Source organism: Pseudobutyrivibrio ruminis DSM 9787 (assembly GCF_900218035.1).
GTDB classification, from domain to species: domain Bacteria; phylum Bacillota; class Clostridia; order Lachnospirales; family Lachnospiraceae; genus Pseudobutyrivibrio; species Pseudobutyrivibrio ruminis.
In genome coordinates, this window is record NZ_OBMR01000015.1 from 1 (window position 1) to 15,883 (window position 15,883).

The following is a 15,883-nucleotide window of genomic DNA, read 5'->3' on the forward strand; positions in this document are numbered from 1 at the left end:
AAATCTTATATTTGCGAACCCATTGATAAAGCAAACCATCGTTAATTCCTGCATTAAACGCTACCGATGTGATTGATTCCCCAGCATATACTTTAGAAATAAGAGCTAACTTATCTTCAGGAGTCCAAACCTTATTTGAGTTTTTATGTTGTAATGCTTCAGGCCCTTGAGCCTCTTCAATCCTTACCCATTTACGAATTTCATGTTGAAACTGACTTTTAGATATTCCATCAGGAACATCTGGCATAGTCCCGTTTCTATACATTTCAATACACTTCCTTTTAAATTCATAACTATAGCGCATAAAAATAACCCTCCTTACTGAACTTTTTATTGTCCAGTAAAGAGGGTACATATCATTCTGAATCCTTTTACATTTATACTATTCGCTTTATTCTTGTGGCGCGTCACTTTCAATCTTGAACTTAGAAAGCTCATCATTGATAGCAAGTGCAGAATCTGATACTGAGTTGGCTACGTTTTCTACGCCCTGGCTTTCTGTGGCAATCTCGTTTGCACTTTCTGCCAATGTGTAGATTGTAGCGGTGATTTCTTCTGAGCTTGCTGACTGCTCTTCTGAAATGGCAGCTACTGATGATGCGATGTCGTTTACTTCGCCCATCATGCTAATCATCTGCTTCATAACCTCTGCTGCTTCGTTAAGATCTTCGTAAATCTTAGAGAAGCTTGTGCCGGCCTTTTCTACAACCTCACCACTTGCATTGATTGAATCCATGTTTCTCTGTGACTTGTCAGCCAAATCTGTGATAAGACCTGTAATCTGTCTGATGATGTCGCCGATTTCCTTGGCAGCGTCCTGAGAATTCTGAGCAAGCTTTCCAATCTCATCTGCAACAACCGCGAATCCCTTACCAGCTTCACCGGCACGGGCTGCTTCAATTGACGCATTAAGTGAAAGGAGGTTGGTCTGTTCTGCGATGGAATCAATCATCTGAACAATATCTGTAATCTGCTTAGCAGAATCTCCAACAGTAACAACCACGTCGTTCATCTCGCTCATTGACTCGTTGATGTTGTCCATGCTGCGCTGAACCTCTGTCATGTCTTCCTGACCAATCTTTGCCTGATCTACAAGAGCCATCATTGTTTCGTTTGTGCTGTTTCCATTATCAGTCAAATCAGATACTGCGTGAGCAAGATTTGTTGCGTTTTCAGCAAGCTCGCCAACAGCATTTGAAATATCGTCCATTGTCTCCTGAATCTGGCCCATAGATACTGATTGATCTCCAGCCTGTGTGCTCATCTTGCCAGATGCAGTCTTTGAACTTTCGGAATCTTCCTGAAGCTTTTCAGCACGTCCCTGAATTGAACCAATGGCACCATTCATAATCTGAACGAACCTTGTCATCTCACGGCTGATAAGACCAATCTCATCGCCCTTATCAACTGGCATCTTTGTTGTAAAGTCACCATCTGATATCTTAAGAATGCTATTTGAAAGGCCATTAACTGGAGCTGTAATAACCTTTTTAATTGTAATAAGAATAACAGCGATAATTACAATAATAAGAGCTAGCATTGCTACAAGGGACACTATCATAAAGCTATTTGCTTCTGCCATAACATCATCCACTGCAACTGATGAAACAAGTGTCCATGTTGTTCCTGGGATTGAAGCTGCACATACATAGTAATCTGTGTTTGTTGAATCTTGATTGATTATAACGGGTTCTGTTGCTCCGCTTTCCACATATGCCTTTACTTCTTCAAGATATTTACTTCCTGATGTAGAAACCAGACCACCATTAAGTGCTGTATCAAAGTAGGATACGATATAGTCTCCATCCAGCACCATTGAACCACCGGTCTTCATAGGTGTAAGAGCTGCCACTTCTTCCTGAAGAGCTGTTAAATAAACATCAACAGCTGCAACACCAAATTCGCCGTTTGCAAAGTTGACATTACGTACAAATGTTACACAAAGTTCGCCGCTACTTGCATCTATATATGGCTCTGTGCATACAAATGTCTCCTCATCCTTACCTTCGGCGTACCAACCACGCTCTGTTGGTCTCCAGTCAGCTGGCTGAGTCTGGTGATTTGCAAAGAAATATGAATCATCAGAAAATCCAATGTATATACCAGTGTTTTCTACTGCATCATAATCTGCAGATGGCTCCACATAACGAAGCATTGCTGCATGGTCCTCGAAGTAGACATTTTCCAATGTATCACAGTACTGTCCATCTTTTGCAGTCAGCATCTGGATATTTGCACCTAATCTTGATGAATTGTACTGGCCCTCAGCCTCTAAATCCATAAGAGATACTTCTGTGATAATCTTTCTTGCATTATAGGAAATAAATACAATGATTCCTGCAATACCAATTGCAATAATTGGAAGTAGAATCATCAACAGTGTTGTTCCTATACTGCGTTTTACTTTTGGCGCGCTCGCCATTTCTTTTCCATTCTTAGCCATGATGCTCTCCTCCTATTTTCACAGATTCGCAATCTGCATATGTTCACTTTCACCATTATCACGCATAATTGTTACTTTTCTGTTAATTATTAGGAGGGTTTTATTTAATTCACTGATTCTTCACAAGTGTCTCCTTGATGAGGTCATAGTTTTCCTTGAGATGTGGCCTCATGCAATTGATGCAGGATTTTATCCCCTTGCTAGTGTATGTGAAATTGCCGCCGCACTTATCACCTAGATGATACAGTGGGCAGTAACAGAACAGGCAATTGAAATTGTCTGGGTCATCTGTCTTGTGGCAAGGGAAGTACTCGCACTCTCTATTTTGAAAATATTTGTAATGTTCCATATGTAAACCTCTATCTATAAGCTTTGCTCGAAAAATCCTACTCCTATTATACATCAGTTCTACATTATTTTTTCACACCTATTTGTTAGGATTGCCCTATAAACACCTATGTGAGGTAAAAAGTATGTATAGACACGATAGGGAATCCCATACTCTGGTGGATGATACTGGTGTACACGAAGATACAAAGGTCAAAAAGATAACCTTCTTTGTAGGTTTGTGCCGTTTTGTAACAGCTATACTTATCATTCTAGGAGTACTAAACCTGATTTACGGAAATATTTGAGGGGACTATGGAAGAATTTAAACGTAGAGTCTATGAAGTTGTAGAAGTTTCCAGCATGGGAGACAAATCCAGCCGAGCTTACGATATTATGATGAACACTGCCATCATCGTAAGTTTAATTCCTATGACTTTTAAAAAGGATATGGCAATGACCTTCTGGCTGGAATTATTTGTCTCATTTATATTCATTATTGATTATGCTGCTCGCGTTTACACTGCAGATTATAAGATGGGCTACAAGAGCTATAAAGCCTACATTGCCTACATTCTTTCACCACTTGCGTTGTTTGATTTCATATCAATTCTTCCAATTATTTATTGGTTTACTCCTGTTAAATCCTGGATTGGACTTCTACGTCTGTTCAGAGCCTTCAGGGCAATAAAGCTGGTACGTTATTCCAAGACAATGATTGTCATTTCTAATGTAATCAGGAAGGTAAAGAAGCAGCTGATGGCAGTTCTACTTCTGATTACTGTTTATATTTTTATGTCAGCCATGTTGATTTTCCAACTGGAGCCTGAGCTTTTCAATAACTTTTTTGATGCGCTTTATTGGGCAACTATTTCCATCACAACTATCGGCTACGGAGACATATCTCCTGTGACACCAATAGGTCGAATGATTACTATGATATCTGCTTTGGTGGGTGTAGCTGTGATAGCTTTGCCGTCCGGTATCATTACGGCAGCCTATATGAATGAGATAAATAAAAAGAAATCAAAATATGAATTATAAAATCTAGATTAAAAAAGGCACTGCTTAACGCAGTGCCTTAACTATTTTTATGAAACTTTTAATTTGAACTTCTGAAGATCATGCTCTGAATCAACTTCTGCTAAAGTTGCACCAAGCTTTGAGAACTTGCCAACGATATCCTCATATCCACGCTGGATGTACTTGATATCATCGATAACTGTAATGCCATCAGCAGCAAGACCTGCAATGATAAGTGCTGCACCTGCACGAAGATCTGATGCCTGTACCTGAGCACCTGTGTAACGCTCAACACCAGTAACGATAGCAACTGTACCTTCGACCTTGATGCTTGCGCCCATGCGAGCAAGCTCATCAACATATTTGAAACGGTTTTCAAAGATTGACTCTGAAACTGTGCTAGTACCCTCTGCAATAGCAAGAACAGCAGTGATTTCTGGCTGCATATCTGTAGGGAAGCCTGGGTATGGCAATGTGGTAACGTGAGTATGTGTAAGCTTACGTCCCTTTGCAATAACTCTAACAGCATCATCGTATTCTTCGATTACACAGCCTGCCTCGATAAGTTTTGCTGATGTAGCCTCCAAATGCTTTGGGATGACATTCTTGATAAGAACATCACCGTGTGTAGCTGCTGCCGCACACATATATGTACCTGCCTCAATTTGGTCAGGAATAACTGCGTAAGTAGTGCCGTGAAGCTCTGGAACACCAACGATACGGATAACATCTGTACCAGCGCCACGGATATTTGCACCCATACTGTTAAGGAATGATGCCACGTCTACAACGTGTGGCTCCTTAGCTGCGTTTTCGATAGTAGTCTTGCCCTCTGCAAGAACAGCTGCAAGCATGATATTGATAGTAGCACCAACAGATACCTTATCAAGGTAGATGTGGTTACCAACAAGCTTGTCAGCACGTGCAGACCAAAGACCATAAGACACGTCTACATTGGCACCAAGAGCCTTGAGTCCCTTAACGTGTAAATCGATTGGACGCGAACCAATAAGGCAGCCACCTGGAAGTGCTACCTCTGCGTTTTTATATTTGCCAAGAAGTGCTCCCATTAAATAATAAGAAGCACGAATCTTTTTGATGTACTCATAATCTACTGAAAGACGAGAGATGCTAGAGCCATTAATCTTTACAGTGTGCTCATCCACACGTGTAACTGATGCTCCAATATCCTCGATTGCTCCAATAAGAACATTTATATCTTTAACATTTGGCAGATTTTCAATTGTAACAGTCTCGTCTGTCATGATGGCACCAGCCAAAATACCGAGAGCTGCGTTTTTGGCACCGCTGATTTCAACCTCTCCTGAAAGGGCTGTGCCACCTTTTATAACATACTGCTCCATATTAACTCCTAACAATTCTCAATTTGACTCCGATATAATTTAGCATAAAAGCCGTTTTTCTGCAATAGCTCCACATGGCTTCCCTGCTCTACGATGCTTCCATCCTTTACAAACAGAATGACGTCAGCCTCTCTAATGGTTGAAAGTCTGTGGGCTACAATGAATGTAGTACGGCCTTTCATCATCTTGTTAAATGCTGATTGTATTTTCTGTTCTGTGCGAGTATCTATTGAGCTGGTTGCTTCATCCAGAATCAACATTGGTGGAATATTTAGCATTACTCTTGTGATACACAAAAGCTGCATCTGGCCTTGGGATAATGAGCCGCCCACCGATGAAAGTATTGTATCATATCCATAAGGCATTCTTTTAATGAAGCTGTGGGCATGAGTTGCCTTTGCAGCCTCAATTATTTCCTGATCTGTGGCATCTGGTTTTGCCATTCTAAGATTATCTCTTACAGATGCATTCTTTAACCAGGTTTCCTGAAGAACCATTCCAAATTTGCTTCGCAAATCTTCAAGTGATAAATCTCTGATATCAACGCCATCTACTAGAATCTCGCCGGCATCAACATCATAAAAGCGCATCAAAAGATTTATGATTGTACTTTTTCCAGCACCAGTTGGTCCAACGATGGCAACTCGCTGTCCACTTTTAACATTTAAGTTAAGGTGCTCGATTAATTTTTTGCTCTTGTCATAAGAGAAGAAAACGTCGTTGAACTGAATCTCGCCATCTACTTCAGGGATGGTTGTTTCGCCTTCATCCACTTCAACTTCTGCATCTATCATTTCAAACAATCTGGCAGCGCAGGCCAATGCATTCTGGAACTCAGTGATTACACCTGAGATTTCATTAAATGGCTTTGCGTATGTGCTGGCGTATGACAGGAAGCTGGTTAGGCCACCTACCGTGATGCCGCCACCAATTGCCATGATTGCGCCAAACACACCGACAGCGGCGTAGATAATATTGTTGATGAGGCGTGTACTTGGGTTTACCGTTGATGAATAGAAAGTAGCTTTCATAGATGCATCTGCCAATCTATCATTCATCAATTCAAAACGCTCAAGGGCGTCATCCTCATAATCCATATTTCGGATGATATTCTTTCCTGAAATCATTTCTTCTATATAAGAAGTTTCTGTTCCACGAAGCTTTGCCTGCTCCCCGAAGAACTTGTAGGTTTTCTCGGAAATGAATTTGGCCAACAGCAAAGATGCTGGTGTTGCGATAATGACAATCAAGGCAATCTTTACTGAAATCATCAGCATGAAATAGATAGTGCCAAGGATTGTAAGTACTCCTGTGAAGAACTGTGTGAAGCCCATCAAAAGTCCATCTGCAAAAGTATCTGCATCGGAAACTATTCGGCTGACAAAATCACCATGTGGATGTGAGTCCACGGTGGAAAGCTTCATGTGCTGTAACTTAACGAATGCTCTGTCTCGCAGGCTCTTTGTAACGCTGTAGGTAATGTCGTTGTTTACACGGTTCATAATCCACTGGGTAAAGAATGTAGCAGCAATTGTCACTGTCATAATCTTTAGCACCTGGATTAATCTGTCGTAATCAATCTGGCCGGGAGCAACTATGCAATCCACTGCCTGGCCTGTGAGAATTGGAATTCTGAGGGTCAGGTAAACTGTTGCCAGGGCGCAGATAAGTGAAATAAATATTTTAAAACTGTATGTTTTTAGCTCTATTAAAACGCGATTTAATATACGAGATTGAGACTTTTTATTCATTGCAAGCCTCCTCTCTAGGAAATTGACAGTAGTAAATCTCCTGATATGTGTCGCAGCTTTCAAGAAGCTGGCTGTGTGTGCCAAGGCCTACTGCCTTTCCATCTTCTAGCACGAGGATTTGATCTGCATCCATTACAGAAGATGCTCTCTGGGAAACCAAAATGATGGTTGGCTTCCATGGCAGACTGTGAAGTGCCTTACGAAGCTTTGCCTCAGTGGCAAGATCCAGGGCGCTGGCAGAATCATCCAGGACAAGGATTCTTGGCTGGCCTACTAAAGCTCTTGCAATTGTAAGTCGCTGGCGCTGGCCGCCTGAGAAATTTGTTCCCTTGCCGGAAACCTCTGCATTAATGCCGCCTTCCTTTGCTTCCACGAAATCCAAAGCCTGTGCTATATTAAGTGCCGCTTTAATTTCCTCATCACCAGCATCCTGCTTTTTCATAGTCATGTTGGACTTTATTGTGCCGCTAAAAAGGGATGCCTTCTGTGGAACGATACCAAATAGATTTGATAGCTCTCCATCTGTCATGGACTTTACATCTATTCCATCGATAGAAACCTGTCCCTTTGAAGCATCATAAGTGTGATTCATAAGCTTCAGCAATGTGCTCTTACCTGAACCAGTACCGCCGATTACGCCAAGGACACTGCCGGCTGGGATGTCCAGAGTAATATCCTCTACATCATAATCATTTGTGCCATTGTAGCTAAATGACACATTGGAAAGCTGGATTGAACCGGCATTTTCATTCTGCATATTGCCGGTACTGTTCAGATGCATTCTTTCATCGGACTTCATTTCCATCAGCTCCTGCACACGATCTGCTGATGGGAATGCCTTCATAAGTAGCACGATGAGGTTGGCAAGCTTGATTAGCTCCACCAAAATCTGACTCATGTAGTTTACTAATGCTACTACATCACCCTGGAGGATGTAGCCTCCATCTACACGTCTCATTGAAACATAAATCAAAAGAACAATTCCAAGGTTTACTGCCACGTAAGTGACCGGATTTAAAAGTGCAGAAATCTTTCCTGTGGAAATCTGCATGGAAGCAAGCTCTCCAGTCTTAGCTTCAAATCCTTTCTTTTCCTTATCCACCTGGTTGAATGCACGAAGAACTCTAGCTCCCTCCAGGTTTTCAGATGTGGCGTGAAGTACTTTTTCAAGCCTTGCTGCGATAGTTTTGTATCTAGGTAAGGTGTACTTCATAATAATGAACACGATCAGGGAAAGCACACCTACTACCAGCAGGAAAATAAGTGCTGATTTAACATCCACAATAAACGCCATTATAGTTGCACCGAACACAATAAATGGTGAACGCAGGAATAAGCGAAGGACCATATTAATGGCATTTTGAATCTGATTTATATCGTTGGTGATTCGTGTTGTCAGCACCTCGTCACCAATCTTTTCTTTTGTACCCTGAGACAATGAAAGAATCTTTGCAAAAAGATCTCTTCTGATTTCGGCTGCTGCATATACAGCTACATTTGCGCTAAAGTACTGGGCTGTAAGCGAAAACACTAGACCTACAACTGCCAGCAAAAGCAAAACCCCACTCATCCTAATGATGTAGTGGGTATCTGAGCTTGCGATACCTTTGTTGATGATTGACGCCATAACAAGTGGTACCAAAAGCTCAAATATCGCCTCTAGCATTTTGAATAGTGGGGCAAGTATTGCTCGTATTTTATATTTTTTGAGATAAGTAAGTATAAAACTCATATTACTCTGCTTCTGTTTCCTCAGTTGATTCATCTGACTCTTCAGATGTTTCTTCAGTATCCTCTTCTGCTGATGTATCTTCTGTGTCTTCTACTTCTGTGTCTTCTGTTGCATCTTCAGATTCTTCTGTATCAGTTGTCTCCTCTGTAGTTGCATCATCTGTTGTTTCTTCTGTTGTCTCTTCTGTCTCAGTCTCAAGTGTCTTGAACAATGTATCAAACTCTACCTTTGCCCAAGCCTTCTCATCAACTGTCCATGTGATAGCTGCTTTCCATGTCTCAAGAAGCTTATCAAATTCATCTGACTCAAGTGATTCCTTCTTTGTCTGAGATGCATCCTCATCATGATCTGCATCAAGGTGAATTACATAGTAGCCTACGCCATCGATTTCGATAACATCTGATGTCTCGCCCTCATCGAGTGCTTCTGCTGCTTCGATGATAGCCATATCCATTGTGTCATCCTCTTCTTCACCCTTAAGGTAAGAGTATGTAGATGCTGTAGCCTCAAGCTCCTCTGCCTTTGCTGAGTAATCATCAGCTGCTGCAAGCTCTTCAGCGTTAGCCTTTAAATCTGCGATTTCTTCTTCTGTGTATTCAACTGCGTTGCCTTCCTCATCTGTAGTGCCTGTTGTATCGAAAAGCACGTATGAGAATGTACGCATCCAGCAATCTTCATCAGAAATGCTTTCGCCCGCTTCTTCCTTTGCAGCGCTAGATACTAATGAATAGTATGTTCTGTACTCTAAGTACTGCTTTACGTATTCCTCTGTAGCACCCATCACCTCAAGTGTATCTGCTGGGTTGTCTGAGATGAACTTTTTAGCTGCATCTGCAATTGCTGTATTCTGCTCATCTGTAAGAGTGATATCGTAATCGCTAGCGTGAAGCTTTGCTAAATACTGGTTCTCAATATCCTCTAAGACACCTTCCTTTGTGTCATCCTCCATTGTAGAGCCTGTACCAGTCATATCTGTTGACCACATGCCCTCACCATAGTATGAAAGCAAGTACTGGTCGTACATTGACTGCTGATATCTGGCTGCGAAATTCGCATAGCCAAGGGAGATTGTATCCTTTGTGCCATCTCCTGTATTTATTGTTACAAGAGTAGTGTCAGGATTGAACTTACTACATCCTGTAAAAAGAACTGCTGCTGCAAGTGCAGCAATACCTGCTGATTTAACCATATTTTTATTCATTATAAATTCCTCCTGAGTGAACCCACCCATATTTTTTCAAGCCTTTTTATTATAGTTAATCCTGCTGAATTAATCAATTATTGGGGCTAATTATGGTTTAAAAGTATTGATTGTCTTATGTTTGTATTGTCATTTTGGGCTGAAAGTATTGATTGCCCTCTTTTTCATTGTCATCCTGGGCTGAAAGTGTTGATTGTCTTCTTTTTTCATTGTCATCTTGGGCTGAAAGTATTGAATTTGTTTTATTTTGAGATTAAATACTTGAAAAATTGTGATATTCAACTTGCTTTGCAATGTGAGTACTAACATATGGTTAATAAAGTTTTGAATTTAAGTTTTTCTTTATTTTAATACTTAATAACAATAATCTTTGCCATTTCAAGGTATTAAACTTCGAAATCAGCTCATTTTAATACTTTTAAACTTAGTCTAATCATTATTTTCTTCTTTGGGCTCGATATTTCTCTCAGTATTTTGAGATTGTTGGCATTCCAGCAGGATCGTTTCGATGCATCTAGAATTCACGAGATTAACTAATATTAAGAAAGCCTGACCAATGCGGTCAGGCTTTTGTTTTCAATAAATCTTATCCTGTCCCCTAGAAAATTCACAAAATTATCACTTTTTTTAATGTCATTAATACTCTAGTATTCTTTTCAACAAATCAATTGAACAGGAGGATATTTATGAAAAACGAAAGCATAACACGACTAACAATTTCAGGTTTAATAGCTGCACTTTGCTATGTTGGCTACACTGTATTTCCAGCCATCAATGCTTCTGGCACCAAAGTTCACCTCGGTAATGCTTTTGTTGTTTTGGGAGCGCTATTAATTGGAGGCTTATATGGAGGATTAGCCGGAGCTGTAGGACTTTCACTGGCTGATATTTTATCTGGATATGCTGCATCATCCCCTAGAACTTTTATTACAAAGCTTGTAATTGGTCTTATTGTGGGATTAATTGCTCACAAGATTGCAAAAATTAATGAATCACACAAAAGCTCATACATCATCAAGTGGTCTGCTATTGCTGCTGTTGCAGGTCTAGGCTTCAACTGTATTTTTGAGCCTGTGCTGAAGTATATATGGTATACATTATTAACCCCAGACGCAGAAAAAGCGACTGCTGCAATCGCTGCACTAGTAGCTGTAACTACTTATGCAACAATCATCAACGCCGCTATTAATTCAGTAGTAGGTATAATTTTGTACAATGCATTACGCCCCGCTCTCTACAAAGCAAATATCTTCCCTGTAAAAGCTAGCGCTTAATATAGATTTACTTGCCTTCAACCATGCTCATTAAGCACTGGTAGAATTCAGGATATTCTTGTTTCATCCTGATTGGTCTACCTTGGTTATTTAGGAATGCATGGCTGGTTGTGCCAGTACAAACTACTTTACCTTCTTCATTATCCATTGTGTATGAAAGAAAGAGTTTTACTCCTTTGAACTCCTTCACACCCACAGTAATTGTGATTCTTTCAGCAAAACCAGTGGAAATCTTATAATCACAAGAAACATTTAAAACTGGGGATACAATTCCAAGAGCTTCCAACTTGTCAAATGGCCAGCCAATTTGATTAAGAAAATCAACTCTTGCCTCTTCCATCCACCTAATGTAGTTAGAGTGATGTGTTATCCCCATTTTATCTGTTTCATAGTACTGCACTGTGTGAATGTACTTACTGGTCTCCATATTCCTTCTCCCTATTTACTATCTAGCTTATATTTTCTATTTCAGATAGTAAGATTCTATCCTTTTCTTACTATCTATTCTCTATTTTTCCTTTCAGATAGTAAGCTTTTGCCTCTTTCTTACTATCTAATACCCATTTTCTCATTCAGATAGTATGTTTCTGCCCTTTTCTTACTATCTATTCTCTATTTTTTCTTCCAGATAGTAAGATTCTTCCTCTTTCTTACTATCTATCTTCTATTTTCTTATTCAGATAGTAAACTTCTGCCTTTTCCTTACTATCTACTCTCTATTTTCTTTTCCAGATAGTAACATATACCAAAATCACTACTATCTATATCTATTACTCTCTCTCAGATAGTAATCGGCACTGGTGGCCTTGCCACACTCCTAGTTTCAAACCTGCTTGACCACTTCATTTCTGCTGAATGGCCTGTGTCAAGAGGCGGAGCGCCGCAGGCCCTGCTCTTGATACTGGGCATGAGGCTGATATGCTGTGTCTAGCAGGTTGAAACAGCCTCCGGTTCCTATTATCTTCCTCAGATAGTAAAAATCCACCTCTTCCTTACTATCTACTCTCTATTTTCTCTCTCAGATAGTAATCGGCACTGGTGGCTTTACCACAGTCCCAGTTTCAAACCTGCTTGACCACCCCATATCTGCATGCTGGCGCAGTGTCAAGAGGCGTAGCGCCGCAAGGCCTTGCTCTTGACGCAAGACAGCTGCTGATATGCTGTAGCTAGCAGGTTGAAACAACCTCAAATATTTCCAACAGCTTTTCCACCTAGCACCTATCGCACCTTTGCCAGCTTTACTCCTCCACCTTTATAGACTTCAAATCCAACAAGAAATCCTGCAGATAGTCAAACACTTCGTTTGGTTTGATGCGGGTGTTAGCCTTGGTGTTGAAGATGAAGGCCGGGTTCTTTGGGTCGGCTGCGAATGTGATGTGTGGGTTGTTGCGCTCCAGGAGGGCTGGGATCTGAGCTACGTCGATTTTGGCCTTTTCGTACATTACGATGCGGATGAAATCACCCTTCTGCTCGATGGCTGTGACGTAAGCGTCGTGAGCCTTTACGCGGAGCATAGCCACCCAAAGAAGATTCTGTACACATCGCTTTGGCTCGCCAAAACGGTCCACAAGCTCATCCAGCATTTCATCTCGAGCTTCCTCAGAATCGATGGCCGCGATACGCTTGTAGATGTCGATACGCTGCTCCTCGTTGGATACGTAAGTATCTGGCAAGTAAGCCTCGATATTGATGTCCACTGATGTATTGAAGTTCTCTTCTTTTGCTTCACCCTTTTCAATCTTTACTGCCTCGTTCAGCATCTTGCAGTATAGGTCATAACCTACTGCTGTCATGTTGCCGTGCTGCTCTACGCCAAGGAGATTGCCGGCGCCGCGGATTTCCAAATCACGCATGGCAATCTTGAAGCCTGAGCCAAGATCTGTAAATTCCTTAATAGCAGCAAGACGCTTTTCGGCAACTTCTTTTAACATCTTGTCCCTGCGATACATTAAGAACGCATATGCGGTACGGTTGCTTCGACCAACTCGGCCACGAAGCTGATACAACTGAGACAATCCCATGTTGTCTGAGTCATGTATGATTATCGTATTTACGTTAGAAATATCCAAGCCAATTTCAATAATAGTTGTAGCAACAAGCACGTCGATTTCATGGTTGATGAACTGCATCATAACATCCTCAACCTTGGCCTCAGTCATTTGGCCGTGTATGTAGCCCACCGTTGCCTCCGGCACAAGTCGCTCGATTTCCGCCGCCATATCCTGAATTCCGCGGACGCGATTGAAGACATAATATACCTGACCGTCGCGGGCCATCTCTCGAACAATTGCCTCACGGACCATTTCCTCATTGTATTCAAATACGAATGTCTGTATTGGTGTACGCTCCATTGGGGCCTCATCCAATACACTCATATCACGTATTCCTACCAGCGACATGTGAAGTGTACGAGGAATTGGTGTAGCAGAAAGTGACAGCACATCTACTGTCTTTTTCATCTGCTTGATGCGTTCTTTGTGATTTACACCAAATCGCTGCTCCTCATCGATGATGAGCAGACCTAAATCCTTGAACTCCACATCCTTTGAAAGCAAACGATGAGTTCCGATAACAATGTCAACTGTGCCGGCTTTCAAACCTTCGATAGTTTTCTTTTGCTCAGCTGCTGTTCTGAATCGGCAAAGAAGTCCCATGTTTACTGGGTAGCCGCCCATACGCTGAACAAAGTTGTTGTAGTGCTGCTGGGCAAGAATGGTGGTTGGAACCAAATATGCCACCTGCTTGCCTTCCTGAACTGCCTTGAAGGCTGCTCGCATGGCAACTTCTGTTTTGCCGAAACCAACATCGCCGCAGATAAGACGGTCCATGATTTTAGTAGATTGCATATCCGACTTAACAGCTTCGATTGCTGAAAGCTGGCCCTCCGTCTCCTCGTATGGGAAGCTTTCCTCAAATTCCTTCTGCCATACAGTATCTGGACCGTATACAAAACCATCTGTATTCTGGCGAAGAGCGTACAAATCCACCAGCTCCTTTGCCACAACTCCGACGGCAGACTGAACCTTCTGCTTTGTTCTAGTCCACTCCTGAGTACCTGCGCCAAGGCTGTTGAGCTTTGGCTTTTTGCCGTCTGGGCCGGAATATTTTTGAATCATATCCAGCTGAGATGTCAGGACATAAAGGTTGCTGCCCTTGGCATACTCAATCTTGATATAGTCGCGGATAACCTTGTCTATTTCCATCTGCTCGGTACCCTTGTAGACACCGAGGCCATAGTTTTCATGAACAACATAATCCCCTACGTGCAAATCAGAGAAGGATGAAATTGACTCTCCCTCGTACTTCTTTACACGATGCTTTTTCTTGCGGACGTGGCCGAAGATATCCCCATCTGAAAGCATTACAAAGGCGCTATCAGGATAGTCGTAGCCACGCTTTATATTTCCCACACAAAGCATAGTCTCACCAGGATTTATCTGATGATCCAAATCTGATGTGAAATATGCATTTAATCCTTCCTGCAGCAAATCCTCTGCAAGTCGCTGTCCCTTGGTAGATGAGCTTGTCACAAGAAGTACTTTGTATTTACGTTTCTTGTACTGTAAGAGCTCCTTGGTGAGAAGCTCGAAGCTGCCGTTATATGCGTTTACTCCCTGCACCGCGATGCTGAAATGATCTGCAGATTTAAGGAGCTTATTTTTTGCATCGAGAACTGACATAAGTGTTGTTGGGCACTTTTCGATTTTGGCAAAAATCTCCTCCACACCGTAAAGCATATCCATCTGCCCCTTAAGCATGTAGCCAGCCTCTACTCGGCGAGTCATGGCATCGGAAAACTCTGTCTGGGTAACTTCACCCTTGGTAATGACCTTTTGAACCTCATCGATAAAGACATAGGTGCCCTTAGGCATGAAATCGATGAATGAGCCAAGCTTATCGCAGAAGTAAGTGAGATTTGTCTCAAGCTCCTGGCTAAGCCCCCATTCTCTGGTTTCCTCCACTACTCTGTCAGCATAGGTTTTCAGATGATAGGCCTCTTCAGTTTTCATTTCCTTGCGATATGCTTCGTATCGCTCATCTCGCTCGGCCTCGATTTTAGCAAGACCAGCCTCCACCTCATCAGCTGATAGGATAAGCTCCACTGCTGGGAAGATGATCACCGAGCTGATATTCTCGATTGATTTTTGGTTGCTGGCATCGTAGGAACGGATGCTATCAACCTCGTCTCCCCAAAGCTCGATTCTAACTGGTAAATCTGCGGTAAGAGGGAATACGTCAATGATTCCACCTCGCACTGCAAATTCTCCAGGATGCTCGCAGGTGCCCACTGCCTCGTAACCCATAGCAACAAGCTTGCGGCGCAAAGCCTCAAGCTCAATAGTATCAGTATCGGAAATAGCAACAACGCCCTCTTCGAAATAAGACACATCCGGCAGCTTATTCATAAGGGCATCGATAGTGGTGATGACGGTACAGCTATTGTTGTTTATAACTGCCTCAATAGCATTCATTCGTTCACGAGTCAGTGCATTACCTCTGATATCAGACTGATAAAAAAGAAAATCCTTGGCAGGGAAATATACCACATCATTATCGTAAAAACGATATTCCTCGTACAATTCTCTAGCCTTCAGCTCGTCTGAAGTGATAATCAGCTTGTGACTAACATCATGCCCAATACCAAAAATGAGGTGCGCTTTATCAGCACACCCCGTGATATCGTAAACCTTGCCATAACGAGCTAGAGCCTCGCGAAGAGACTCAACAGCTGTTAAATTTTTAAATGGTTCCAAAAAAGTTTTCATAA

General features: G+C 41.8%; 12 protein-coding genes. 3 read left to right on the plus strand and 9 right to left on the minus strand.

The window, feature by feature from the left end; genetic code table 11:
• From CRN97_RS13280 to CRN97_RS13290, 3 genes are all read right to left on the minus strand, one after another.
• The coding region (locus CRN97_RS13280) for a transposase (protein WP_143483272.1) at positions 1-304 on the minus strand (304 nt) is incomplete at its 3' end.
• An 87-nt stretch (positions 305-391) separates the two neighbouring features.
• Positions 392-2,443 carry a methyl-accepting chemotaxis protein gene (locus tag CRN97_RS13285; protein WP_097077212.1) on the minus strand — a complete coding sequence of 684 codons (2,052 nt, stop codon included), beginning with the start codon at positions 2,441-2,443 and terminating at the stop codon, positions 392-394.
• Positions 2,444-2,552: 109 nt separating this feature from the next.
• Entirely contained in the window at positions 2,553-2,792 is a 240-nt protein-coding gene (locus CRN97_RS13290; RefSeq protein WP_097077213.1) for a cysteine-rich small domain-containing protein, read from the minus strand.
• 124 nt (positions 2,793-2,916) lie between these two features.
• Here CRN97_RS13290 and CRN97_RS14185 point away from each other — a divergent pair, with 124 nt between their 5' ends.
• Together CRN97_RS14185 and CRN97_RS13295 are read left to right on the plus strand one after the other, a co-directional pair.
• Complete coding sequence (locus tag CRN97_RS14185) at positions 2,917-3,078, plus strand: hypothetical protein (RefSeq protein WP_179670761.1); 162 nt, start codon at positions 2,917-2,919, stop codon at positions 3,076-3,078.
• A 7-nt stretch (positions 3,079-3,085) separates the two neighbouring features.
• Complete coding sequence (locus tag CRN97_RS13295) at positions 3,086-3,814, plus strand: ion transporter (protein WP_074789485.1); 729 nt, start codon at positions 3,086-3,088, stop codon at positions 3,812-3,814.
• A 47-nt stretch (positions 3,815-3,861) separates the two neighbouring features.
• Here CRN97_RS13295 and CRN97_RS13300 read toward each other — a convergent pair whose 3' ends face one another.
• The 4 genes from CRN97_RS13300 to CRN97_RS13315 are packed head-to-tail and all read right to left on the minus strand — an operon-like array spanning position 3,862 to position 9,841.
• Complete coding sequence (locus CRN97_RS13300; protein WP_044938972.1) at positions 3,862-5,157, minus strand: UDP-N-acetylglucosamine 1-carboxyvinyltransferase; 1,296 nt, start codon at positions 5,155-5,157, stop codon at positions 3,862-3,864.
• Positions 5,158-5,165: 8 nt separating this feature from the next.
• Positions 5,166-6,908: an ABC transporter ATP-binding protein gene (locus CRN97_RS13305; RefSeq protein ID WP_097077214.1), complete on the minus strand. Its 1,743-nt coding sequence runs from the start codon at positions 6,906-6,908 to the stop codon at positions 5,166-5,168.
• A complete protein-coding gene (locus CRN97_RS13310) occupies positions 6,901-8,673 on the minus strand; it encodes an ABC transporter ATP-binding protein (RefSeq protein WP_330400142.1) in 1,773 nt (590 codons plus the stop codon). The genes CRN97_RS13305 and CRN97_RS13310 overlap by 8 nt, the downstream gene beginning before the upstream one ends.
• Positions 8,642-9,841 carry a peptidylprolyl isomerase gene (locus tag CRN97_RS13315; RefSeq protein WP_097077216.1) on the minus strand — a complete coding sequence of 400 codons (1,200 nt, stop codon included), beginning with the start codon at positions 9,839-9,841 and terminating at the stop codon, positions 8,642-8,644. The genes CRN97_RS13310 and CRN97_RS13315 overlap by 32 nt, the downstream gene beginning before the upstream one ends.
• A gap of 686 nt (positions 9,842-10,527) precedes the next feature.
• On the opposite strand from CRN97_RS13315, the gene CRN97_RS13320 reads away from it, so the two are divergent.
• Positions 10,528-11,115 (plus strand): ECF transporter S component, encoded by a 588-nt coding sequence (locus tag CRN97_RS13320; RefSeq protein ID WP_097077217.1) that lies wholly within the window; start codon positions 10,528-10,530, stop codon positions 11,113-11,115.
• A gap of 7 nt (positions 11,116-11,122) precedes the next feature.
• Here the strand turns inward: CRN97_RS13320 and CRN97_RS13325 are convergent, their stop codons facing one another.
• Positions 11,123-11,542, minus strand: coding sequence for an acyl-CoA thioesterase (locus CRN97_RS13325; RefSeq protein WP_097077218.1), 420 nt, complete (start codon positions 11,540-11,542; stop codon positions 11,123-11,125).
• Positions 11,543-12,353: 811 nt separating this feature from the next.
• Entirely contained in the window at positions 12,354-15,881 is a 3,528-nt protein-coding gene (gene mfd / locus CRN97_RS13330; RefSeq protein ID WP_097077219.1) for a transcription-repair coupling factor, read from the minus strand.
• Positions 15,882-15,883 lie beyond the last annotated feature (2 nt).

Bases quoted from the DNA above. Each gene is read 5' to 3' on its own strand.
- CRN97_RS13285 (WP_097077212.1), bottom strand. From the start codon at position 2,443: ATGGCTAAGAATGGAAAAGAAATGGCGAGCGCGCCAAAAGTAAAACGC.
- CRN97_RS13290 (WP_097077213.1), bottom strand. From the start codon at position 2,792: ATGGAACATTACAAATATTTTCAAAATAGAGAGTGCGAGTACTTCCCT.
- CRN97_RS14185 (WP_179670761.1), top strand. From the start codon at position 2,917: ATGTATAGACACGATAGGGAATCCCATACTCTGGTGGATGATACTGGT.
- CRN97_RS13295 (WP_074789485.1), top strand. From the start codon at position 3,086: ATGGAAGAATTTAAACGTAGAGTCTATGAAGTTGTAGAAGTTTCCAGC.
- CRN97_RS13300 (WP_044938972.1), bottom strand. From the start codon at position 5,157: ATGGAGCAGTATGTTATAAAAGGTGGCACAGCCCTTTCAGGAGAGGTT.
- CRN97_RS13305 (WP_097077214.1), bottom strand. From the start codon at position 6,908: ATGAATAAAAAGTCTCAATCTCGTATATTAAATCGCGTTTTAATAGAG.
- CRN97_RS13310 (WP_330400142.1), bottom strand. From the start codon at position 8,673: ATGAATCAACTGAGGAAACAGAAGCAGAGTAATATGAGTTTTATACTT.
- CRN97_RS13315 (WP_097077216.1), bottom strand. From the start codon at position 9,841: ATGAATAAAAATATGGTTAAATCAGCAGGTATTGCTGCACTTGCAGCA.
- CRN97_RS13320 (WP_097077217.1), top strand. From the start codon at position 10,528: ATGAAAAACGAAAGCATAACACGACTAACAATTTCAGGTTTAATAGCT.
- CRN97_RS13325 (WP_097077218.1), bottom strand. From the start codon at position 11,542: ATGGAGACCAGTAAGTACATTCACACAGTGCAGTACTATGAAACAGAT.
- mfd (WP_097077219.1), bottom strand. From the start codon at position 15,881: ATGAAAACTTTTTTGGAACCATTTAAAAATTTAACAGCTGTTGAGTCT.